This window comes from Devosia lacusdianchii (genome assembly GCF_022429625.1).
GTDB lineage: Bacteria > Pseudomonadota > Alphaproteobacteria > Rhizobiales > Devosiaceae > Devosia > Devosia lacusdianchii.
In genome coordinates, this window is sequence record NZ_CP092483.1 from 365,091 (window position 1) to 385,460 (window position 20,370).

25 protein-coding genes are annotated in these 20,370 nt (G+C 63.4%); 13 read left to right on the top strand and 12 right to left on the bottom strand.

Translation table 11 applies throughout. The features are described from left to right. Nucleotides 1–5 precede the first annotated feature (5 nt). Nucleotides 6–734, top strand: coding sequence for a ThuA domain-containing protein (locus tag MF606_RS01805; RefSeq protein ID WP_240231846.1), 729 nt, complete (start codon nucleotides 6–8; stop codon nucleotides 732–734). On the opposite strand, the gene MF606_RS01810 is transcribed toward MF606_RS01805, so the two are convergent. The 4 genes from MF606_RS01810 to MF606_RS01825 form a co-directional block, all read right to left on the bottom strand. Next, nucleotides 731–1,792 carry a cation diffusion facilitator family transporter gene (locus tag MF606_RS01810; RefSeq protein WP_240231847.1) on the bottom strand — a complete coding sequence of 354 codons (1,062 nt, stop codon included), beginning with the start codon at nucleotides 1,790–1,792 and terminating at the stop codon, nucleotides 731–733. The two genes, MF606_RS01805 and MF606_RS01810, sit on opposite strands and share 4 nt — an antisense overlap. An 83-nt stretch (nucleotides 1,793–1,875) precedes the next feature. After that, the gene (locus MF606_RS01815) at nucleotides 1,876–2,190 is read right to left on the bottom strand and encodes an ArsR/SmtB family transcription factor (RefSeq protein WP_240231854.1); all 315 of its coding nucleotides are present in this window, start codon (nucleotides 2,188–2,190) and stop codon (nucleotides 1,876–1,878) included. A 65-nt stretch (nucleotides 2,191–2,255) separates the two neighbouring features. Beyond that, complete coding sequence (locus MF606_RS01820; RefSeq protein WP_240231856.1) at nucleotides 2,256–4,133, bottom strand: ABC transporter ATP-binding protein; 1,878 nt, start codon at nucleotides 4,131–4,133, stop codon at nucleotides 2,256–2,258. A 188-nt stretch (nucleotides 4,134–4,321) separates the two neighbouring features. After that, a complete protein-coding gene (locus MF606_RS01825) occupies nucleotides 4,322–5,311 on the bottom strand; it encodes a potassium channel beta subunit family protein (protein WP_240231858.1) in 990 nt (329 codons plus the stop codon). A gap of 171 nt (nucleotides 5,312–5,482) precedes the next feature. On the opposite strand from MF606_RS01825, the gene MF606_RS01830 reads away from it, so the two are divergent. Continuing rightward, nucleotides 5,483–5,857 carry a VOC family protein gene (locus tag MF606_RS01830; RefSeq protein ID WP_240231859.1) on the top strand — a complete coding sequence of 125 codons (375 nt, stop codon included), beginning with the start codon at nucleotides 5,483–5,485 and terminating at the stop codon, nucleotides 5,855–5,857. An 8-nt stretch (nucleotides 5,858–5,865) separates the two neighbouring features. Here MF606_RS01830 and MF606_RS01835 read toward each other — a convergent pair whose 3' ends face one another. From MF606_RS01835 to ilvA, 3 genes are all read right to left on the bottom strand, one after another. Further along, a complete protein-coding gene (locus tag MF606_RS01835; RefSeq protein ID WP_240231860.1) occupies nucleotides 5,866–6,570 on the bottom strand; it encodes a pyrimidine 5'-nucleotidase in 705 nt (234 codons plus the stop codon). Nucleotides 6,571–6,648: 78 nt separating this feature from the next. Then, entirely contained in the window at nucleotides 6,649–7,908 is a 1,260-nt protein-coding gene (locus MF606_RS01840) for a hypothetical protein (protein ID WP_240231861.1), read from the bottom strand. A 187-nt stretch (nucleotides 7,909–8,095) separates the two neighbouring features. Beyond that, nucleotides 8,096–9,787: a threonine ammonia-lyase, biosynthetic gene (gene ilvA, locus MF606_RS01845; protein ID WP_420842233.1), complete on the bottom strand. Its 1,692-nt coding sequence runs from the start codon at nucleotides 9,785–9,787 to the stop codon at nucleotides 8,096–8,098. A 42-nt stretch (nucleotides 9,788–9,829) separates the two neighbouring features. On the opposite strand from ilvA, the gene MF606_RS01850 reads away from it, so the two are divergent. Both MF606_RS01850 and MF606_RS01855 read left to right on the top strand, forming a co-directional pair. Then, a complete protein-coding gene (locus MF606_RS01850) occupies nucleotides 9,830–10,246 on the top strand; it encodes a hypothetical protein (protein ID WP_240231863.1) in 417 nt (138 codons plus the stop codon). Between the two features lie 96 nt (nucleotides 10,247–10,342). Beyond that, entirely contained in the window at nucleotides 10,343–10,768 is a 426-nt protein-coding gene (locus tag MF606_RS01855; RefSeq protein ID WP_240231864.1) for a nitroreductase family deazaflavin-dependent oxidoreductase, read from the top strand. Between the two features lie 54 nt (nucleotides 10,769–10,822). Here the strand turns inward: MF606_RS01855 and MF606_RS01860 are convergent, their stop codons facing one another. Next, nucleotides 10,823–11,245 carry a DUF2834 domain-containing protein gene (locus MF606_RS01860; RefSeq protein ID WP_240231865.1) on the bottom strand — a complete coding sequence of 141 codons (423 nt, stop codon included), beginning with the start codon at nucleotides 11,243–11,245 and terminating at the stop codon, nucleotides 10,823–10,825. 337 nt (nucleotides 11,246–11,582) lie between these two features. Next, a complete protein-coding gene (locus MF606_RS01865) occupies nucleotides 11,583–12,470 on the bottom strand; it encodes a LysR family transcriptional regulator (RefSeq protein ID WP_240231867.1) in 888 nt (295 codons plus the stop codon). Between the two features lie 107 nt (nucleotides 12,471–12,577). On the opposite strand from MF606_RS01865, the gene MF606_RS01870 reads away from it, so the two are divergent. Together MF606_RS01870 and MF606_RS01875 are read left to right on the top strand one after the other, a co-directional pair. Further along, the gene (locus MF606_RS01870; protein WP_420842234.1) at nucleotides 12,578–13,774 is read left to right on the top strand and encodes an MFS transporter; all 1,197 of its coding nucleotides are present in this window, start codon (nucleotides 12,578–12,580) and stop codon (nucleotides 13,772–13,774) included. A gap of 210 nt (nucleotides 13,775–13,984) precedes the next feature. Further along, nucleotides 13,985–14,461 (top strand): cyclophilin-like fold protein, encoded by a 477-nt coding sequence (locus tag MF606_RS01875; RefSeq protein ID WP_240231869.1) that lies wholly within the window; start codon nucleotides 13,985–13,987, stop codon nucleotides 14,459–14,461. Nucleotides 14,462–14,551: 90 nt separating this feature from the next. On the opposite strand, the gene MF606_RS21705 is transcribed toward MF606_RS01875, so the two are convergent. The 3 genes from MF606_RS21705 to MF606_RS01885 all read right to left on the bottom strand — a co-directional run bounded on the left by MF606_RS21705 (nucleotide 14,552) and on the right by MF606_RS01885 (nucleotide 15,975). Then, entirely contained in the window at nucleotides 14,552–14,731 is a 180-nt protein-coding gene (locus MF606_RS21705; RefSeq protein WP_420842235.1) for a hypothetical protein, read from the bottom strand. Next, complete coding sequence (locus MF606_RS01880; protein WP_240231871.1) at nucleotides 14,716–14,964, bottom strand: hypothetical protein; 249 nt, start codon at nucleotides 14,962–14,964, stop codon at nucleotides 14,716–14,718. The genes MF606_RS21705 and MF606_RS01880 overlap by 16 nt, the downstream gene beginning before the upstream one ends. 495 nt (nucleotides 14,965–15,459) lie before the next feature. Further along, nucleotides 15,460–15,975 carry a DUF6428 family protein gene (locus tag MF606_RS01885; protein WP_240231873.1) on the bottom strand — a complete coding sequence of 172 codons (516 nt, stop codon included), beginning with the start codon at nucleotides 15,973–15,975 and terminating at the stop codon, nucleotides 15,460–15,462. A gap of 47 nt (nucleotides 15,976–16,022) precedes the next feature. Between MF606_RS01885 and MF606_RS01890 the strand changes: the two genes are divergently transcribed. From MF606_RS01890 to arsK, 7 genes are read left to right on the top strand one after another with little or no spacing between them, the layout of a single operon-like run. Continuing rightward, a complete protein-coding gene (locus tag MF606_RS01890; protein WP_240233929.1) occupies nucleotides 16,023–16,385 on the top strand; it encodes an ArsR/SmtB family transcription factor in 363 nt (120 codons plus the stop codon). Further along, nucleotides 16,375–16,908, top strand: a complete 534-nt coding sequence (locus tag MF606_RS01895) for an arsenate reductase ArsC (RefSeq protein ID WP_240231875.1) — start codon at nucleotides 16,375–16,377, stop codon at nucleotides 16,906–16,908. The genes MF606_RS01890 and MF606_RS01895 overlap by 11 nt, the downstream gene beginning before the upstream one ends. Further along, complete coding sequence (arsN2, locus tag MF606_RS01900; protein WP_240231878.1) at nucleotides 16,908–17,333, top strand: arsenic resistance N-acetyltransferase ArsN2; 426 nt, start codon at nucleotides 16,908–16,910, stop codon at nucleotides 17,331–17,333. The genes MF606_RS01895 and arsN2 overlap by 1 nt, the downstream gene beginning before the upstream one ends. Beyond that, nucleotides 17,334–18,029 carry an aquaporin gene (locus MF606_RS01905; protein WP_240231879.1) on the top strand — a complete coding sequence of 232 codons (696 nt, stop codon included), beginning with the start codon at nucleotides 17,334–17,336 and terminating at the stop codon, nucleotides 18,027–18,029. After that, complete coding sequence (arsC, locus tag MF606_RS01910) at nucleotides 18,026–18,448, top strand: arsenate reductase (glutaredoxin) (RefSeq protein ID WP_240231880.1); 423 nt, start codon at nucleotides 18,026–18,028, stop codon at nucleotides 18,446–18,448. The genes MF606_RS01905 and arsC overlap by 4 nt, the downstream gene beginning before the upstream one ends. After that, nucleotides 18,441–19,148 carry an arsenical resistance protein ArsH gene (arsH, locus tag MF606_RS01915; RefSeq protein ID WP_240231881.1) on the top strand — a complete coding sequence of 236 codons (708 nt, stop codon included), beginning with the start codon at nucleotides 18,441–18,443 and terminating at the stop codon, nucleotides 19,146–19,148. Before arsC ends, arsH begins: the two co-directional genes overlap by 8 nt. Nucleotides 19,149–19,154: 6 nt before the next feature. Then, nucleotides 19,155–20,366: an arsenite efflux MFS transporter ArsK gene (gene arsK, locus MF606_RS01920; RefSeq protein ID WP_240231883.1), complete on the top strand. Its 1,212-nt coding sequence runs from the start codon at nucleotides 19,155–19,157 to the stop codon at nucleotides 20,364–20,366. Nucleotides 20,367–20,370: the final 4 nt, after the last annotated feature.

The window sequence follows — 20,370 nt, forward strand, 5'->3', positions numbered from 1 at the left end:
GGAGCGTGACTATTCGCCTGACCATCTGGAACGAAGGCCGCCACGAGAAGAATGATCCCCCGGTGGCCAGGATCTATCCCGATGGAATGGACGGCGCCATAGCCGCCGGCCTTAGGGATCGTGACTTCACCATCGAGCGGCGCTCAATAGACGACCCGGAACAGGGCCTGACCCAGGAACTGCTCGATCGTACCGACGTGCTGACCTGGTGGGGGCACGTGGCCCATGACGAGGTCAGAGACGAGATCATCGACCGGGTGCAGCAGCGGGTCCTCGCCGGCATGGGCCTTGTGGTGCTGCATTCGGGCCACCACTCCAAGATGTTCCGCCGCATGATGGGCACCAATTGCAACCTGGCCTGGCGCGAACTGCCCGAGGGCGATCTCGAGCGCGTCTGGGTCACCAATCCCAATCACCCGATCGCCGAGGGCCTGCCGCCTTTCTTCGAGATTCCGCAATCCGAAATGTATGGCGAGCCCTTCGACATTCCGGCCGCTGACGAGATCATCTTCATGAGCTGGTACAGGGGCGGCGAAGTGTTCCGCTCAGGCCTCACCTTCTATCGCGGGCTGGGCCGCATCTTCTACTTCTCGCCCGGGCACGAGACGTTTCCGATCTATCACAACCCGATGGTGCACACGGTCATCGGCAATGGCATCGAGTGGGCGATGCGGCCCCATAGCGGGGCGCGCAAGCTGGACAACTGGCACCGAAAGGAGCCGATCCACCGCTAGGGAATGGCCTCGGGAGCCATGGCGCAGTTCGGTCCACCATCGTTCCACACAATCTCGATGGTCGAATGGGAGATACTGTAATCGGCCATCAGCGCAGCCTTGACCGCCTGTGTCACCGCGCCGGCATCGGCGCCGGGCGATAGCGCGATCTCGAGCGTCGCCACCGGCTTGCCCGAGGTGATCGACCATACGTGCACATGTCCGACCGCCTTGAGGCCGGGCACCTTGGCGACCAGTGCCTTGCTCAAATCCTCGATGATGACGTTACCCGGCGTGCCTTCCATCAGGATGTGCAGTGAGCCGCGGAACAGGCGCCAGGCAGCGCGCAGGATCAGCACCGAGACCAGTACCGATAGGATCGGGTCGATTGGCATCCACCCGGTCAGCCAGATGACGATGGCGGCGGTGATGGCGGCGACTGATCCCAGCAGGTCGCCCATGACATGGAGCAAGGCACCCCGAATATTGACATGCTCCTTGTCGCCTCGCGACAGGATCAGGAAGACGGCGATATTGACCAGCAGACCCAGCACCGCGACGATGAACATCGGGCCGGCCAACACCTCCGATGGGTTGAACAGGCGCTGGGCCGCCTCATAGATGATCCAGCCGGCTACCAGGAACAGGGTGACCGCATTGATCAGGCCGGCGACCACTTCGAGCCGCATATAGCCAAACGTACGCTGACCATCCGAAGCGCGCCGGCCGAAGCGGAAGGCGGCCCAGGATAGCAGCAGAGCGGCCGCATCGGTGAACATGTGGCCGGCGTCGGCGATAAGGGCCAGTGAACCCGAGAGCACCCCGCCCACCACTTCGGCGCCCATGAAGCCCGCAGTCAGCAAGAAGCCGATCAGCACCAACTTCTCATTGCTGGCGCTGACCTTGGGGGCATGGCTGTGGTCGTGGCCGGAATGGTCGTGGTCGCTGTGATCGTCGTGCTTGTGACCGGGCTCGGCATGATCGTGCCCTGAATGGTCGTGATCATGCTCTTCATGCTCGTGCCCCGCATGGTCATTGCCATGGGCCAGGCTGCTTTGGTCCCTGCTACCGGTCGCCACAATCGTACTCCATCCATATCACCTTCATATGAATACATGTTCATATGTTGAATTTCAAGCCTTATGGAGTGGTCGTCGTGCGGTCACGTGTCGCTGTCGTCGCTACGGCCCTCCATGGCGTGCTCGATCATGTCTGCAAGCATGCGGGCGATGTGCTCGTCCGCTGCTTCGTAAAACACCTGTTTGTTGCGCCGCGTTCCCCGCACCAGCCGCGCGGCCCGCAGCAGACGCAGATGGTGGCTGACAAGCGACGGCGAGGCGGCAACGGCCTTGGCGATATCGCCGACGGCGATCGGTTCGGACAGGCAGGCCAGCAGCACGCGCAGGCGGGTGGGGTCGCCCAGCAGGCGATAGGTCTCGGCGATGACGGCGATCTGGGCGTCGCTGGGAAGGGTCACGTGCTGTCTCTCAGGGCTTGCTGGCTCAAGAGGTAGGCCGCTTCGACACGGCGCGCCAGCCCCGCCTAGCGATAGCCAGCGGCCTGCAGCTCGAAGAGTTCTGCATAACGGCCCCGCAGCGCCCGCAGCTCCTCATGTGAACCCGATTCGAGGATGCCGCCATTTTCGAGCACCAGGATGCGATCGGCCATGCGCACGGTCGAGAAGCGGTGCGAGATGATGACGGCGGTCTTGCCGGCAGCCAGACTCTTGAACCGGCTGAACACCTCGGCTTCCGCCTTGGCGTCGAGCGCAGCTGTCGGCTCGTCGAGGATGATGAGGTCGGCGTCGCGCATATAGGCGCGGGCGATGGCCACCTTCTGCCATTCGCCGCCGCTGAGATCGCGCCCCTTCTTGAACAGGCGGCCGAGTTGCTGGTCGTAGCCCAGCGGCAGTTTCGCGATCACCGCGTCGGCGAGGCTGCGTTCGGCGGCGTCCTCGATGCGGACCATGTCGCCGCTATCCTCAATGCGACCGACGCCGATATTTTCCCGCGCAGTGAGGCTGTAGCGGATGAAATCCTGAAAGATGACGCCGATATGGGCGTGAATGTCAGCGACATCGAGCGCTCGTAGGTCGATCCCGTCTATGGTGATGCGGCCCTCGTCGGGGTCATAGAGCCGGGTCAAGAGCTTGACGATTGTCGTCTTACCGGCGCCATTTTCGCCCACGAGCGCCAGCGTTTCGCCGGCCTGCAGGGTGAAGCTCAGATGCCGGATGGCCCAGCCTTCGGCATCAGGATAGCGGAAGCCGACATTGTCAAACACGATGCCTTGCCGGATTGGCTGCGGGAACGGCTTGGGATCGATTGGCGACAGGATGGTCGGCTCGATCTCGAAGAACGAAAACAGGTCATCGAGATACATCGACTGCCCGGCGATCTGGGTGAAGCCGAGGAGGATTTTCTGGAACAGCCCATTGAGTCGCAGGAACGAGCCTGAGAGGAAGGCCAGGTCGCCGATGGAGAAGTCGCCGGTAATGGTCCGCCAGACGATGAAGCCATAGGCGCCGTAATAAGTCAGCGTCGAAATCGACGAGAACAGCGCGCCCCAGGCCGCGCGCTGCGTCGATAGCGTGCGGTTTTCGAGATAGATGGTGTGCGCGAGTTGCTTGAAGCGGCCGATGAGGAAATCGCCCAGCCCAAACAGTTTGAGCTCCTTGGCGGTCTCGGCGCTGGCGCCGATATAGCGGATATATTCGAGCTCCCGCCGCTCCGGCGTGCGCCAGCGGCTCATGAAATAGGCCAGCGTATTGAAGCGGGTTTCGCCCCAGATGGCCGGCACGAATGACAGTGGCAGCAGCAGGATCAGCCAGGGCGCGTAGACGAAGAGGCCGGCGCCCAGGGTGATGACGGTAATGATGTCCTGCGCCTGGCCGAACATCTGGCTGAGCAGCGCATTGCGCCCTGCCGCCTGTCGCCGCGCCCGTTCGAGCCGGTCCTGATACTCGGCCGATTCGAAGTGCATCAGGTCGAGCTTGGCGGCATGGGCCATGAGTTCGACGCTGACGGTATTCGAATGCAACTCGGAAAGCACCGAATCCACCAGCCCAGTGGCGCGGGCCAGCAGGTCCGAGACAACGACCAATGCCAGCTCGATCGCCAGCAACACGAGCACGGTGGAAAGCACCCCGCTATTCCACCAATCCCAGAAACCTGGCCCGGGTGGGACGATTCCGGTCAGTCGCACGACCTCGTCGATGATCAGCTTGCCCACATAGAGCATGGCGATCGGCTGCAACGAGGACACGAGTCGCAATCCGATACTGGCCGCCGTCAGCGGCCGGCTGGTCCGCCAGATCTGCGCCACCAGCCGTCCAAGATGACGGAGATTGTCGATGCGCTCGCGAAACGTGGGGGCCTTGTCAGGCGTGGGCGGCGGTCGGCGCCCGGGAAGGTCGGTCATACCAGCATGATAGCGGTGGGCGAAGGAGGGGGGAAGTTACTGAGTCGTAAGGATTGGCCGAGGTGTATCCAGCTTCCTACGGCGCTTCCCGCGGACTTGATCCGGGGGTCTCTGGCCACTTGTGCCGCGCTGAGGGCGACCCGCGGATCAAGTCCGCGGGCAGCGATTGTGGGTAGGGTGAATCGCAGCTAGTACCGCTCGAAGGCCTTGGGCTTGTTGCCCATGATGGCTTCGATCTTCTCGATGACGTCGGGCGTCAGCTTGGCCTTGGACTTGAGAGCCGACAGATTGTCCTCGAGCTGGGCCTTCTTGGACGCGCCCAGGATGACCGTCGAGACATGCGGGTTGGCGAGGCACCAGAGCAAAGCCAGGTGGTGCACTGGCAGGCCGATCTCCTTGGCCAGTTTGGCGAGCTGGGCGATCTTTTCGAGCTTGGCCTTGCCGGCTTCGCTGGTCCATTCCTTCTTGAGCCACTCGTAGCCCGGCAGGTTCATGCGGCTGTCGGCTGGAATGCCGTCATTATACTTGCCGGTCAGGGCGCCGGAAGCCAGGGGCGACCAGATCGTGGTGCCCAGACCCATGAGGTCATAGAGCGGCAGATAGTCGTGCTCGACCTTTTCGCGGACGAACAGGTTGTATTGCGGCTGCTCCATCTGCGGGCCGATGAGGTTGTTGGCCCGCGCGAAGGCCCAGGCCTCGGTGAGCTGCTGGGCGTTCCACTCGGACGTGCCCCAATACAGCACCTTGCCCTGGGTGATGAGGTTGTGCATCGCCCAGACGGTTTCCTCGATCGGAGTATCGATGTCGGGGCGGTGGCAGAAGTAGAGATCGAGATAGTCGACCTGCAGCCGCTTGAGCGCGGCATGCGCCGCTTCGGTGACGTGCTTGCGCGACAGGCCCTTCTGCGTCGGCTTGGTGCCGCCCCAGAAGACCTTGGAGGAGACGGCGTAGCTGTCGCGGCTCCAGGCGAGCTTCTTGAGCGCAGCGCCCATCAGGGCTTCCGATTCGCCTGCCTCGTAGCCTTCGGCATTGTCGAAGAAATTGACGCCCTCGTCATAGGCCAGGCCCATCAGCGCCATGGCTTCCTTTTCGTCCACCTGTTTGGAGAAGGTGACCCAGCTTCCGAGCGACAGCTCGCTGACCTTGAGGCCAGATTTGCCCAAGCGACGATATTCCATGATCGTGTCCCTGATTTTTTGCGGCTCCGCGACCGCCCTCATCTATCGGCAGGCGCCGATGGAGATAACGCTAATACGTCTTGTCCGGGTGTCTGTAAAGCCAGGCGCCGAGCGTCATTGAACCAGGCGTCGGCTGCGGCGTTGCAACCATAGATGCGAAAGGAAGCCAATATGCTCAAGGACAAGGATTCAGCGCCGATCGTCGCTGTGAAGGATCTGGCGCGGGCCCGCGACTTCTATGCCAACAAGCTCGGCCTGGAACTGGTCAGGGGTGACGACAACGTCTTGGAGTTCAAGACCGGCAAGACCACGCTGGCGGTTTATGTCTCAGACTACGCCGGCACCAACAAGGCCAATGCCGTCGTGTGGGACGGCGCCAGCGACATCGAGGCCATCGTCGCGGACCTGGCTTCGCGGGGCGTGACGTTCGAGCATTATCCCGACATGGGGATGGCCTATAAGGACGGCATCCATTCCAGCGGCGAGTTCAAGGCCGTCTGGCTCAAGGATCCTGATGGCAACATCCTGCATATCAACAGCATGTAGCTGGGCGGCTACGGCCGCTCGCGCAGGAATTTCGCCAGGTCGTCCGTGATGTGATGTACATGCGGGCCGGCGGCCCGGCCCAGTTCCCACGCCTCGACCTGCTCATGCGCGAAATCGGCGCTGGCGACGACCTGCACCGTCGACATGCCAACGTCATGAGGCACGACCAGATTCTTTTCCAGATCGTCGAACATCACCGCGCGGGTCGGGTCGATGCCGTGGAGAGCGAAAAAGCCGTCATAGGCTTCTCGGTGCGGCTTGGGCACGTAGGTCATGGCGCGGATATCGTGCACATGCTCGAAAAGGTCCGCGCCGCCAAGGCGCGCCAGCACTGCGCGGGCATGGCCGGTATCGCCATTGGTGAGGATGAACTTGCGGCCGGGCAGGGCACGTATGGCGTCAACCAGGTCTGGATGGGCATCGACGGGCGAATAATCGATAGCATGCACGGTGTTGAGGAAGTGGTCGGGGTCGACCTCGTGCTGGTGCATCAAACCGTTCAGCGTGGTGCCGAAGTCGCGATAATAGGTCTTCTGCAGATCGCGGGCCGCCTGGAACTCGAGCTTGGTCAGGTCCATCACATAATTGGTGATCCTGAGATCGATCTGGGCGAACAGATTGCAGGTGCGCGGGTAGAGGGTGTTGTCGAGATCGAACACCCAATCGGTGATGTGGCTGAGGCTGCGGACGGCAGGCGGCGAGAGATCGTTCATCGCCCCATCATGCCTCAAAAGGTTGAAGGTTTCATCTAACGAGTGCGGGAACGGCGCGAACGCCGTTCCCTGATAATGTTACTCAGCGGCGGTATTGGCTTCCACTGCCAGGCCCAGCGCCGTGATCAAGCCAGCCGGGTTGGCCGCGGCGGCCATCAGCACCAGCAGCGAGGTGGGCGAGGGCGGGGCAACCTTGACTTCGAGGCTCTGCGGGTCGTCCAGGAATTCAGACACCGGCGGCACGACGACGTCGTTGAGCGCCGGAACGCCGGACTGGGCGATCATTGCCGGCAGGCTGGCCTTGAGGCCCTCCACGAACCCGGCGCGGTCGGTACCGGACTGGGCCGCGAAGAAGTCGAGCAGCTTGCCGGCCAGCGAGGCGTCGTCATAGCGCACATTGGCGCCGACGATGGAGACGCCCTGCATGATGGCCATGCCCTGCATCATCTGCGCCTGGGCCTGTTCCTCGGTCAGCTCGCCCGAGGTACCGGCGGACTCCGCCATGGCCGCCTGCATGGCGTAGATCTGATCGAGCACATCGGGGGTGAGGCCGGTGACCTCGCCGGTGATATTGAGCGCGGCAACATCGGCAAAGTCGAACAGGAACTCACTGACCGTCAGGTGCCCATCGGCCATCGACCAGCTCATGTCCTGGGTGATGTCGCCGGAGATGGAGGTTAGGCCAAGCGCCTCGATGACAGCGCCAGCCGAGGGGTCCTCTTCGCTGACGGTCGAGAGATCGACCGAAATACCATTGATCGACAGGACCGAGGTCAGGTCGACGAGGTCGCTGCTGCCCTGCTCGGGATTGAAGGTGCTGCTGGCTTCCATCGATTCGAGCGCGATGACTTCCTGGCCGTCGCGGGTGATCGAGAGAGCGCCGGTGCTGAAGGACTGCCAAAGCTGCAGGATCGCGACAGCCGGTACGGTCTCGCCGCCCGGAACGTAGAGACCGTCGACGCGGACGTCGGACAGGGTGACGTGGCCGGCCGGCTCCGCGGCAAAATCGGTATCGACATCGGGAATGGTGACCGAAGCGGCCTTGTAACCACCGTCAGGCAGCTCGGTGACGCCTGAGAAGGTGATCTCGGTGTCGAAGGTCATCGGCTCCATATCCGCTTCGGGAGCACCGATCAGGGCAACGGTCACGCCGTCGACGGTGATGGTGTCGCCATCAAGGGTCGCCGCACCGAATTTGAAGTCGTAGCCGATGGTCTTGTAGACTTCGGCAACGCGATCGACGAAGGCCTGGGCTTCCAGAGCGCTGGCAGACTGGATCGCGCCGACCGTTGCGGTCGTGGCCAGCAGCATCATCACGGCAGTCTTGGTGGTCCTCATCGTCATCTCCGGCATATTGTTGTTTGATTGTCGGGGCAGGGCGTTCCACAAGTAGAACGGGGGCGTGCCGTGGCAGATGGCCCCTTGAGCGTTGAATTGCAATAGATTCTGGCCACAAATTGGCTCGTTCGATTTATTGTCGGTTTATTGCATCATAACGTCGGCAACAGTGTTGTGACGGTTCCTATCAGGCGCTGCGGTCGTGATCGAGAAACTGCCGATAGGCCGGGTTGGCGGTCTCATCCCAATAGGGGAAACCCACCGCATCGATATGGGCGATGAAATCGGCACGTGTCGCTTGCGGCACCTGCACACCGACCAGCACCCGTCCGTAATCGGCGCCGTGGTTGCGGTAATGGAACAGCGAGATGTTCCATTCGTCATTGAGCCCTTCGAGGAATTTGAGCAGGGCGCCCGGGCGCTCGGGGAACTGGAAGCGGTAGACCACTTCGTCGGTCAGGTCGTTCACCCGCCCGCCCACCATGTAGCGCACATGGAGCTTGGCCACTTCGTTGTCGGTGAGGTCGATGACCTTGAGGCCATGGTCCTGCAGCAGCGAGATGATTTCATGCTTCTCGGCGTCACCGCGCGTCAGCTTGACGCCGACGAAAATCTTGGCCGTTGCGCCATGGGCAAAGCGATAGTTGAACTCGGTGATCGAGCGCTGTCCCAGGAGGCGGATGAAGGCCCGATAGCTGCCTGGCCTTTCGGGAATTTCGACCGCCAGCAGTGCCTCGGCCCGCTCGCCGATCTCGGCGCGCTCGGCCACATAGCGCAACCGGTCGAAATTGACATTGGCGCCCGAATTGATGGCGATCAGCGCGCCCGCAGGCGCTTCGCCCCGCTCCACCTGCCGGCGCAGGCCAGCCAGCGCCAGTGCGCCAGCAGGCTCCGCGATGGCGCGCATATCATCGAAGATGTCCTTGATCGCAGCGCAGATTTCGTCGGCGGTGACAGTGACGATGTCGTCGAGCAGTTCGCGGCAGATACGGAAGGTTTCGACGCCCACCTGCCGCACGGCCACGCCATCGGCAAAGAGCCCCACCTGGTCGAGCGCCACCGGATGGCCTGCGGCGATCGCGGCCTTCATGCTGGCCGCCTCCTCCGGCTCGACGCCGATAACTCTTATCTCGGGACGCAGAAACTTGACGAAGGCGGCAATGCCGGCGGCCAGCCCGCCGCCCCCCACGGGGACATAGATGGCGCCGATATCGCCCGGATGCTGGCGCAGCAACTCCATGCCGATCGTGCCCTGGCCGGCAATGACATCGGGGTCGTCGAACGGGTGCACGACGACATAGCCGTGCTTCTCCGCCAACTCGGCCGCATGGGCCCGCGCGGCGTCAAAACCGTCGCCGAACAGCACGACCTCCCCGCCCAGGCGCCGCACCGCGCCGATCTTGATCACCGGTGTCGTGGTCGGCATGACGATGACCGCGCGCATGCCGAGCCGGGTCGCGGACAGGGCGACGCCCTGGGCATGGTTGCCGGCCGAAGCGCAAATCACGCCGCGCGCACGCTCTTCGGCGGTGAGCTGGGCGATGCGGTTGTGAGCGCCACGGATCTTGAAGGAGAAGACCGGCTGCATGTCCTCGCGCTTGAGCAACACTTCGGCGCCCAGGCGCGCCGAGAGCAGGTTCATCTTCTCGAGCGGGGTTTCCTCGGCCGCTTCATAGACCGATGAGGTAAGGATGCGGCGGACATAATCCTGCATTTGGGCACTCCGGCATTGCGCCGCCGATGGACGCCCAGCGCATGATTTTGTCAATCCGGCATATGGACGGACGGCGCGACCAGGGTGCACGGCAAACGGGGCAAGTTTTGATGTACCGGTATCAGGTCCGGCTGGCCGGATCCGACCTCGGGGCGCTAATCTCACGCCGTCTTCGACCCCAAACGCTTCTCATCGATAGGAATTCCGATGCGCTTACCCCTGACCTTGCTCCTGGTCATCTTTCCCCAGATGGCCTTCGCGCAGTCCTGTGGCGTCGATCTGTCGGCGGTTCAAGGCCGCATTGCCGAGCTTGAGCTCTCCTATTCCACCATATTGTCCGATATCAGCTGCGACGCCCCCACCATTCCCGCCCATGTGCTGATGTGCGATTCCGCCTACGAGGCGAATGGCGACCTGTGGCGCATGGGGCGGCTGGACGACATGGCGTGGGTCTATTCCTACGAGAACGCAACCGGGACCGAACTCAATCACGAGGACCCACCGCGCGACGACAGCTTCATTGCCGACCGCGACGCCTGCACCGACGAAGCCTGCCTCTGCAACTTGTTGATCGAGCACACCAATGGCAGCCTCGGCGGTACCTCGCCCTACTACGAGCAGTAGCACTATCGCTGCCCGCAGCAGTAGGTTTTGACCTTGCCGCATGGCGAACCGAAACCTACCTCATGGGTTCCGCGGGTCACAGACAAGGACAAACTCATGAGCGACTTCAACGATCAGGTTATCGCCGACTTCAAACAGAATGGCGGCCAACCCGGCGGCTATTTCAAGAATGCACCGGTTCTACTGTTGCATTCGATCGGCGCTAAATCTGGCCAAAAGCGGCTCCAGCCGCTCATGTATCTGCGCCAGCAGAATGACGGCCCGTGGCACATTTTCGCGTCAAACGGCGGTGCGGCCAACAACCCCGCCTGGTTGCACAACCTCATCGCTAACCCCGATATCGACATCGAGATTGGCGACGGCACGACCATCGAGCGGGTGCCGGTTCGGGCGCGTGTGGTGGAGGGCGAAGAACGCGATGGAATCTACGCAGAGCAGGCTCGGCGTTTCCCTCAGTTCGCCGAATATCAGGAGCGCACCACGCGCGAGACGATCCCGGTCATCGAACTGACGCGGCGCTGATCTGCTCCGTGAGAGTCTATAGCCTGTTCCGCGTTCGGACGCATGAATGAAACCTCAGCCGCCGGCAGGTGCCGCGCTGGGGTTTTCTTTGTCCCTGGCCGCGGCCTGCAGGTAGAAATAGAGCGGCATTGCGAGCGACAGGCCGACGAAAAAACCGGCCGGGATCACCAGCCACCACCGCCTCAGGTGGTTCTTTCCAGCGTCCGCGAACGACCAGATCCAGAAGACCGCGATCGATATCATGACGTCGATCGAAAAGCCGCCGGCCGCCCCGTTCGCGAATAAGTTGGCAATGAAGAACGGTAGGTTTGGCCCATGGGAAGCAAAGAATGAAGCGAAGAAAGCCCAAGGAATGACGGTGCCCGCGACGCTCATGATCAGGTAAAAATTGCGCAACGACACGTCGGCATGCCTCCGGCATTGATTGGTCCCCTTGGGCACATCCAACAATTGCGACACCGAACGATGAGCTGTCACCTACCTCCTGGGTAATTTCCTTCACTTGCTCTGGTGTAACGCGACAGAACGGGTGGCTGTGGGAATAGGCGGGATTTGGGGGGATGCGTCGGTTCGGGTGAGTTGGTGGTGGGTTTCGGCGGGGTTGAACGGGCGCAAAAACTGGTCTTTTAGCGGCAGAGGGTGGAACGGGACGAGGTGTGGCGTCAGTGTGTTCCACCCCGCCCGCGAGGCCGGAATGCGGGATTTCAACCTCGTGGCACAACTGAGAGGGTGGAACGGAGCGCACGGCCCATTAGCACCATTTCGCCTGGCTACCCTGCGGCGGCAATAGCCGCCTTCTGGCCTGGCCGTCGCCCTAGACCCGCAAGGCGTTGACGATGATGGAAAACGCCGGGGAGTTTTGTCGCCGGCTGGGGTAGTAGAGATAGTAGCCGTCGAAAAATGGCGACCAGTCATCGAGGACCTGGACTAGGCGACCGGAGGCGATGTCGGCTTCGACCAGGTTCTCCGGCAGGTAGGCAATGCCGTAACCCTCCGCTGCCGCGTCGATTTGTGCGTAGGAGGTGTTGAAGGTGAACTGGCCGTCGACGCGAACCTTCAGGGCCCTGCCATCCTTTTCGAACTCCCAGGCATAAAGCCCTCCCGACCTGATCTGCCGCTGATTGATGCAATTGTGGCTGACCAGTTCCTGGGGATGGTGCGGCGTGCCGTGAATGGCAAAATATGCTGCCGACCCAACCGCCACCAATCGCCAGTCTGGTCCAATACGAACGGCGATCATGTCCTTGTCGAGGCTTTCGCCCAGGCGCACGCCGGCATCGAACCGTTCTTCGACAATGTTGCGGAAGCCGTTGTCGCTGTTGAGTTCCACTTTGATATCGGGATAGGCGCCCATCACCGGCCGGAGCTTGGGCCAGACCACGCTCTGCAGAGCGTGGTCCGACAGGGTAATCCGCACCGTCCCCGATGGCGTGTCCCGCATCGCCATCAATGCATCGATGTCCGTTTCGAGCTCGGCAATACGGGGTGCCAGCGAGCGCAACAGCCGCTCGCCCGCCTCCGTGGGCGATACGCTGCGCGTGGTCCGGGTCAGCAGCCGCAGACCCATACGCGCCTCAAGCTGCTTGATCGTGTGGCTGAGGGTCGGTTGCGACGTGCCAAGCCTGGCAGCCGCCTTGGTGAAGCTGCCCTCCTCGGCCACCGCGAGAAACCATAGCATGTCGGTCAGGTCTTCTCGTCTCATGGGGCAATCCCTTCATTCATATCGCTGGCCGATAGGTCCTTGCGGATTGCAGCGTCTAATCGTCGAAGAAGCAATGGCCTATCTTGCCGCCCATGATGACAGACACCATGGCTTCGGCCGACACCCACATGTTGCGCAACCCTGCCCCCTGGGGAGCCATCCTCTCGATGGCCCTCTGCGTGGCCGTGCTTATCGCCTCCGAATTCATGCCGGTGAGCCTGCTCACGCCGATCGCGGCGGAGCTTGGCGTTACCGAGGGGCAGACGGGGCAAGCGATCTCGATCTCCGGCGTCTTTGCCGTGCTGACAAGCCTGTTCATTTCGGGTCTCACACGCCGGCTGGACCGCCGCCTCGTACTGCTGTCGTTCTCGGCTTGCCTGGTGCTATCGGGCACGATCGTAACATTTGCGCCGAACTACACGGTGTTGATGGCCGGCCGCGCCTTGCTGGGCGTCGCCATTGGCGGATTCTGGTCCATGTCGACGGCAATCGTCATGCGCCTGCTGCCGTCTCAGTTCGTGCCCAGAGGCCTTGCTATACTCAACGCGGGCAATGCCATCGCTGCAACCATCTCGGCGCCGCTTGGCAGCCTGCTCGGCGAGTATATTGGCTGGCGCGGCGCCTTCTTCTTCGTGGTGCCCTTGGCGCTACTGGCGCTGGGTTGGCAATGGGCCCGCCTGCCGTCCTTGCCACCCCGCCGGAATGAAGGTTCGCCCAACGTGTTTCGGCTGCTGGCGCGCCCGCAGGTCGCCCTCGGCATGGCGTCGATCATGTTGCTGTTCATGGGCCAGTTCGCGCTATTCACCTATCTGCGGCCATTCCTTGAATCGGTAACGCAGGTGTCAATCTCGATCCTGTCGTTGTTGCTGCTGTTGATGGGGTTGGCCGGGGTCGCCGGCACCTACATTGTCAGCCGATTACTCGAGACGCGTCTGTTCAGCATCGTCGCCACCATCCCGCTGGTCATGGCCGTGCTAGCGCTGGCGCTGATCGCCTTTGGAACCTCCGCGATCGTCACCGGCATCGCGCTGGTTGCATGGGGCTTTTTCGGCACTGCTGCACCGGTTGGCTGGGGAACTTGGCTCAGCCGGTATCTGCCAAACGATGCGGAGGCTGGTGGCGGCCTGCAGGTCGCCACCATCCAGCTTGCCATCACCCTTGGCGCTGCGATTGGCGGCGCGCTGTTCGATACCGCCGGCTGGTGGAGCGCATTCGCCTTTGCCGCGGTCCTGCTGTGCGCGTCCTCCGGCCTTGCCGTCGTCGCGGCACGATTGAAGCCGCGGTCCGGTGAGCAATTCGCATGACGGGCGCGCAGACAGAAACCATGACCCGGAGGAAACTGTGGCACCGCACATTCGGCGGTGGGATCGCGGCCCATTTCGATTGGCTGGCTATCAGCATTGTCGGTGGCTTCGCCGACCATCCCGCCAATGTGCGGTCGGCGGCTGTTACCGAGGAACCCCGTCATGACGCCGTAGCGGTGCATTGCCCAGTCCCACCAAGGAGTCCTCTCCATGAATGAAGCAAGGCCACTGCTCGGTCGACGCATGGTCCTCAAGGGAGTGTTCGCCGTAGCTGTGTTGCCCAATGTCGCCCTCGCCCAGGACTGGGGGGACCCGGCCAGTCAGGAGCCCAGTGAGATGAAAATCCAGATGACCTTCAACGGCGCGACGATGATCGCGACGCTCTATGACAATCCATCCGCGCGAGACTTCGCCTCCATGCTCCCGCTCGACTTGACCATAGACAGCTATGCCCACAACGAGAAGATCGCCTACTTGCCCCGCAAACTTACCGAGGACGGGAGCGGGCCATTCGGCAACGAACAACCCGGCGACCTCTGCTATTTCGCGCCATGGGGCAATCTGGCGCTGTTCTATTCCGGCTATCGCTACTCCAAGGGATTGATCAGGCTTGGCCGGTTCGACAACGGCTTCGACCCTTTACTGGCCGCCGGCGCATTCCCGCTGCGCATCGAACTCGCGGCGTAACCAGAAGAAAGCGACTGCAAGGCCCTTCGACCTGGCCCTGCACTGTCCAATGGCCCTGCTTCGGCGGGGCACTTTTTGGCGATGGGCCGGTCAGGGCATTCGGGCAGAAAGGTGGAATAAAGCCCGTCCCATGATGAGTGCGTCGGCGGGCTCCGCTATGATTTCGGTGGGCCAGGCGGGGTTGATGTGGGCAAGTTCGAACCTGCCGTCGCGTGTCCGTACCAAGCGACGAAGCTGCGCCTCGCCGCCGTAGTTTACTGCAAAGAGCATGCCTGACTTCGGCGAGGTTTGGCTGGCATCGACGAAGACCAGCGAGCCGGCCGGCAGGCTGCCGCGCCTTCATCGCCCGTGATCTCCAGATAGCGCAGATGGTCGGCGGCAACCCCGCGCGCCTTGAGCCAGTCGCTGGCCAGTGCCACAGGGGCCGGCTCCGCCGTGGCGTAGTAGCCGCTGCCAGAAAAATGGGCCCTGGGCAGCAGCGGTGCGATCAGTGCGAAACCCATTGGCGGCGCGACAGGTCCGGGTGCCCAGGCATCCTCAAACTGAGTAGCCGATGGGCGGCCGCCAGCCTCGCATCCAGTTCGGCGCGCTGCTCGGCGATGACCAATAGGCGTGCTTCGCGGCGAGACCCCGACGAAGGGATGCCGAATTCGCGCGCGGCCAGGTCGAATCGCTTCTCCTCGCAGGCCAGGCCAGGCCAGGCCAGGCCAGGCCAGGTCACGGTCCGCGTCCGAAATCGCGCGCTACATGTAACGCGACGGAACGGGTGGTTGTGGGAATGGGTGGGATTTGGCGGGATTTGGGGGGATGCGTCAGTTCGGATGGGGTTTTGGGCGGGTTGAGGGTAGGTTGAAGACCGCGTGAACCGCCTTTGATCGCCGCGAGGGTGGAACGGGGTGGTGCCTGATGGCAGCCCGTTCCACCCTCGCGGTTTCAGCCGCTGCGCCGGGCTTTTGGCGCCAGGCAGGCCTCGCGAGGGTGGAACTGGTGAGGCGCGATCAGCAGCACCCGGCGCTGGCCGCCGATGGCGAGCAGCACGCGGCAGCCTCGGCCTGCTGGGCCCGGTGGCGTGGCTTGCAGATGGCGGCGCGAACGCCCAATGCCAGCGTTGCACGGTCGTCCTGGATGGACAGGTCCGCGATATCGAAGACGCGCATGGCCTCGCCGGGGCGGCCAATCTCGATGGTGAGGCGCGCGTCGTGGTCGAGACGGACCTTCTTGTCCACCTGCGCTAGGATCGAACGGAATTTTCCGGCGGTCATCATGGCCCGACCCTGCTGGGCGGGGATGTCCTCGACCTGCAGGACGGTCTCCTGCCAGGCATCGGGATTGCCACCGCAATCGAGGGTCACGAACGAGCCGGCCTTGACTTCGGTGACATGGTAGCCGGCCTGGACGGCCCGGCCGTCATATTCGATCGCCAGCGGCAGCAGGTCATGGCCCTCGAGACGGGCCAGCACGGCAGCCAGCGAGGATTCGACTTCGATGTAAGGGATAGTTGCATGCGCGGTCATGTTGCGATATCCATTGATTCAATGATCCTTGAGATATTGAGATGAAATTGGACGAACCGCAAGCCCTCGATGCGTTTGGTGCGCTGTCGCAGGAAACACGCCTCCGCATGGTGCGCATTCTGGTGCAGGCCGGGCCTGACGGATTGTCGGCCGGTGCTGTCGGCGAGGCCGTTGGCGCCTCCTCCTCGGGGGCTTCCTTCCACCTTGCCCATCTGGAGCGGGCCGGGTTGATCGCCTCGCGGCGTGAATCCCGCTCGATCATCTACACCGCGAACTTCGAGGGGCTTGGCGCCCTGGTGGAGTTCCTGATGCGCGATTGCTGCTCGGGTCATCCCGAGATCTGCGCGCCTGCCGCCGCCCTTGCCAATCAGTGTAACCCAGCCCAGAAGGAGACCGCCTGTGCTTGCTGATGACCGTGTCTATAACGTTCTGTTCCTCTGCACCGGCAATTCGGCCCGCTCCATCCTGGGCGAGGCTGTTCTCAACCATGTCGGTCAAGGTCGCTTCCGCGCCTATTCGGCGGGCTCGACCCCCAAAGGGGCGGTGCATCCGATGACGCTCGAGACCCTGGCCAAGGTCGGTATCCCCGTCGATGGCCTTCGCTCCAAAGCCTGGGACGAATTCGCGGTGCCCGGCGCCCCCAAGATGGATTTCATCTTCACCGTCTGCGACAACGCCGCCGGCGAAACCTGTCCGATCTGGCCCGGCCAGCCGATGACGGCGCACTGGGGAATCGAAGACCCCGCCGCGGTGGAAGGGCCCGAATTCAAGCAACGCGCCGCCTTCGAGGACGCGCTGCGCTACCTGCGCAACCGCATTGGCGCTTTCATCAATCTGCCGCTCGCCAGCATCGATCGCATGGCGCTCAACTCCAAGCTCGAAGGTATCGGCGCCATGGATGGCACGACCACCAAGTCGTCGAACGTCGCCTGATGTTTGCCGCGGTACCCGTTGCGGCAAGCGATGAGGGCCTGCTGGCCGCCCTGGCGGCTGCGGACCTTCCCACCGGGGATATCGCCGATCCAGGGCGGGCCTTCTTCAGGGTCGAGCGCGACGGCCTCGTGCTGGGCTATGGCGGTTTCGAACTCTATGGCGAGGATGCCTTGCTTCGCTCGGTCGTGGTCCCGCCGGCGCGGCGCGGTCAGGGGCACGGTCGTGCCGTGGCCGAGGCCATGCTGGGAGAAATCGGCGCGGCGGGCGGAAAGCGGGCCTACCTGCTGACCACGTCCGCAGCCGGCTTTTTCGAACATCTCGGCTTCGTCAGGATCGAGCGCGGCACTGCCCCGGCCGCGATCCTGACGACGCGGCAAGCCGCCTCGATCTGCACCAGCGCTGACCTCCTCACCAAGGCAATCTAGATGATCGACCTGCCGCGCCGTCTCGTTGCCGAAGCCCTCGGCACCGGCCTCCTTGTGGCCGCCGTCGTGGGCTCGGGCATCATGGCCGAAACCTTGACCACCGACGTCGCGCTGGCCCTGCTGGCAAACACCATTGCCACCGGTGCCGTGCTGGTGGTGCTGATCACCACCCTGGGGCCGATTTCAGGCGCCCATTTCAACCCTGTCGTCTCGCTGGTCTTCGCCCTGCGCCGCGAGCTGCCTGGTCACGCGGCCGGGCTCTACGCGATGGTCCAGATCATTGGCGGAGTACTAGGCGCGGTGGCGGCGCACGCCATGTTCGCGCTGCCGCTGCTGCAGGCATCGACCACGATCCGGACCGGTGGCGCCCAATGGTTCTCCGAGGGCGTCGCGGCTTTCGGACTCGTGGCCACCATCCTTGCCGGCCTCCGCTTCGAGCGCCGGGCCGTGCCGATGCTGGTCGGTCTCTACATAACCGCTGCCTATTGGTTCACGGCGTCGACGTCCTTCGCCAATCCGGCCGTGGCCATTGCCCGCGCCTTCACCGATACCTTTTCCGGCATTCGTCCCCTCGACCTGCCGGGCTTCATCCTTGCCCAGATCGCCGGCGCACTGGTGGCGCTGGCGCTGATGACCTGGCTGCTTGCCGGGTCCACCGGCGACGACCTCCCCCTCAATCCGGAAGACCCTTCATGAGCGTTACCATCTACCACAACCCCGATTGCGGCACCTCCCGCAACACCCTGGCCATGATCCGGCAGAGCGGCGTCGAGCCAGAAGTCGTCGAGTACCTGAAGACGCCGCCAAGCCGTGACCGCATCGTCGCGCTGGTATCGGGTGCGGGCCTTTCGCTGCGCCAGGCAATCCGGCAGAAGGACACCCCTTTCGCCGAGCTGGGCCTGGGCGATCCGTCGCTGACCGACGATGCGCTGCTCGACGCCATCGAGGCCCACCCCATCCTGCTCAACCGGCCATTTGTCGTGACGCCGCTCGGCACGCGCCTGTGCCGGCCGTCCGAACTGGTGCTCGATATCCTCGAAAACCCTGACATCGGCCCCTTCGTCAAGGAGGACGGCGAGGTCATCATCGACACCGAGGGGAAGCGCCGTGTCTGATTTGCCCAATGCCGTTCCCACCGCCTTCCAGGTTCCCGATTTTGAGCGGCTCGTTGCGCCAAGGCTGGAGCACAAGCCGCGCATCCTGATGCTCTATGGCTCGCTGCGGGAGCGCTCTTACAGCCACCTGCTGACGCTTGAAGCGGCAAGATTGCTGGAAGCGTTCGGCGCCGAGGTCCGCGTCTTCCATCCCCATGGCCTGCCCCTGCCCGGCGATGCACCCGACGACCATCCCAAGGTGCAGGAGCTTCGCGCTGCCATGCTGTGGTCGGAGGGACAAGTATGGACGAGCCCGGAACGGCATGGGGCGATGAGTTCGGTGCTCAAGGCCCAGATCGACTGGATTCCGCTGCCCGGTGGCGCCATCCGGCCGACGCAGGGGCGCACCCTGGCAGTGATGCAGGTTTCGGGCGGCTCGCAGTCGTTCAATGCGGTCAACCAGATGCGCATCCTTGGGCGCTGGATGCGCATGGTCACCATCCCGAACCAGAGTTCTGTCGCCAAGGCCTTTCAGGAGTTCGAGGCGGATGGCCGCATGAAACCGTCATCCTTCTACGATAGGGTGGTCGACGTCATGGAAGAGCTGGTGAAGTTCACGCTGATCAACCGTGGCGTCTCCGGCTACCTCACCTCACGCTACAGCGAACGCAAAGAGGCCGCGGCCAAACTCGAGGAGCGGGTCGGCCTCAAGGCGATCTGACAGCACATGACCGCCACCACGTCCAATGCCGCGGCCATCTGGGCGCTCGGCGTCACCCAGATCATCGGCTACGGCACGCTCTACTACAGCTTTAGCATCCTCGCTCCCGGTATTGCCGCCGAGTTCGAGCTGGCCGTGGAATGGGTCTATGGCTTCATGTCGCTCGCCCTTTTGGCAGGCGGCGCGATTTCTCCCTATGCCGGCGGCCTCGCCGACAAGCATGGCGCCGCGCGCGTCCTGTCCGTGGGGTCTATCGGCGCCGCCGTCGCCTTGGCGGTCTGCGGCCTGGCTGGCAATGCCTACACCTTTCTCGCCGGCGTGGTTCTGGTCGAACTGGCTTCGTCCTTCGTGCTTTATGCGACGGCCTTCGCCCTGCTGGCGCAGGCGACGGGCCGCCAGGCGCAGCGGAGCATCACCTATTTGACGCTGATCGCGGGGTTTGCCTCGACGATCTTCTGGCCGCTGACCAGCTGGTTGCTGCAGAGCATGGACTGGCACCAGGTCTACTTCCTGTTCGCGGGCCTCAACCTGCTGATCTGCCTGCCGCTGCATCTGTGGCTCACGCGGTTCGCCCGCATCGCCGCGGCACGGCCCAGCGAGCCGGCGCCGATCGAGCCTCTCGCCAAGGCAGGGGGTGACGTCATTTTCGTCCTGGTCGTGATCGGCTTCTCGCTCGCCGGCTTCGTATCGGCGGCCATCCTGTTCCACATCGTACCCATGCTGGGTCTGCTCGGGCTGGGCGCCAGCGGCGTCGTGGTCGCCTCGCTGTTCGGACCGGCGCAGGTCGCCAGCCGCCTCATCAACATGGCGTTCGGCAAGGAGCTGCCGGCGCCGATCCTGGCCGTGGTCTCGGCCACCATGATGCCCGCCGCCCTGGTCGTCCTGGTCTTGACCACGCCGGCGCTGCCCGGCGCTGTCGCCTTCGCGATCATCTTCGGCCTGGGGACCGGATTGTTCAGCATTGTAGCGGGAACATTGCCGCTGGCCCTGTTCGGCAAAGCGGGCTTCGGCAAGCGGCTGGGCTGGATCAGCCTGGGCCGGCTGTGCCTCTCCGCGGCGGCGCCCTTCGCACTCTCGGTGGCGCTCGGCGCGCTCGGTCCCAAGCCGTCGCTATGGGTGCTGGCCACCGTCGGCGCGATCTGCGTCGCGGTCTTTGCCGAGATCTGGCGCCGGTCTCGATCCGGCAGGCTCGCACCTGCCGCAACCCAGCCGGCCTAGCGCG

Excerpts from the sequence above, each read along its gene's own strand:
- MF606_RS01820 (WP_240231856.1), bottom strand. The coding sequence starts at position 4,133 with ATGACCGACCTTCCCGGGCGCCGACCGCCGCCCACGCCTGACAAGGCC.
- MF606_RS01825 (WP_240231858.1), bottom strand. The coding sequence starts at position 5,311 with ATGGAATATCGTCGCTTGGGCAAATCTGGCCTCAAGGTCAGCGAGCTG.
- MF606_RS01830 (WP_240231859.1), top strand. The coding sequence starts at position 5,483 with ATGCTCAAGGACAAGGATTCAGCGCCGATCGTCGCTGTGAAGGATCTG.
- MF606_RS01835 (WP_240231860.1), bottom strand. The coding sequence starts at position 6,570 with ATGAACGATCTCTCGCCGCCTGCCGTCCGCAGCCTCAGCCACATCACC.
- MF606_RS01840 (WP_240231861.1), bottom strand. The coding sequence starts at position 7,908 with ATGAGGACCACCAAGACTGCCGTGATGATGCTGCTGGCCACGACCGCA.
- MF606_RS01850 (WP_240231863.1), top strand. The coding sequence starts at position 9,830 with ATGCGCTTACCCCTGACCTTGCTCCTGGTCATCTTTCCCCAGATGGCC.
- MF606_RS01855 (WP_240231864.1), top strand. The coding sequence starts at position 10,343 with ATGAGCGACTTCAACGATCAGGTTATCGCCGACTTCAAACAGAATGGC.
- MF606_RS01865 (WP_240231867.1), bottom strand. The coding sequence starts at position 12,470 with ATGAGACGAGAAGACCTGACCGACATGCTATGGTTTCTCGCGGTGGCC.
- MF606_RS01870 (WP_420842234.1), top strand. The coding sequence starts at position 12,578 with ATGGCTTCGGCCGACACCCACATGTTGCGCAACCCTGCCCCCTGGGGA.
- MF606_RS01875 (WP_240231869.1), top strand. The coding sequence starts at position 13,985 with ATGAATGAAGCAAGGCCACTGCTCGGTCGACGCATGGTCCTCAAGGGA.
- MF606_RS21705 (WP_420842235.1), bottom strand. The coding sequence starts at position 14,731 with ATGCTCTTTGCAGTAAACTACGGCGGCGAGGCGCAGCTTCGTCGCTTG.
- MF606_RS01880 (WP_240231871.1), bottom strand. The coding sequence starts at position 14,964 with ATGGGTTTCGCACTGATCGCACCGCTGCTGCCCAGGGCCCATTTTTCT.
- MF606_RS01885 (WP_240231873.1), bottom strand. The coding sequence starts at position 15,975 with ATGACCGCGCATGCAACTATCCCTTACATCGAAGTCGAATCCTCGCTG.
- arsN2 (WP_240231878.1), top strand. The coding sequence starts at position 16,908 with ATGTTTGCCGCGGTACCCGTTGCGGCAAGCGATGAGGGCCTGCTGGCC.
- MF606_RS01905 (WP_240231879.1), top strand. The coding sequence starts at position 17,334 with ATGATCGACCTGCCGCGCCGTCTCGTTGCCGAAGCCCTCGGCACCGGC.
- arsC (WP_240231880.1), top strand. The coding sequence starts at position 18,026 with ATGAGCGTTACCATCTACCACAACCCCGATTGCGGCACCTCCCGCAAC.
- arsK (WP_240231883.1), top strand. The coding sequence starts at position 19,155 with ATGACCGCCACCACGTCCAATGCCGCGGCCATCTGGGCGCTCGGCGTC.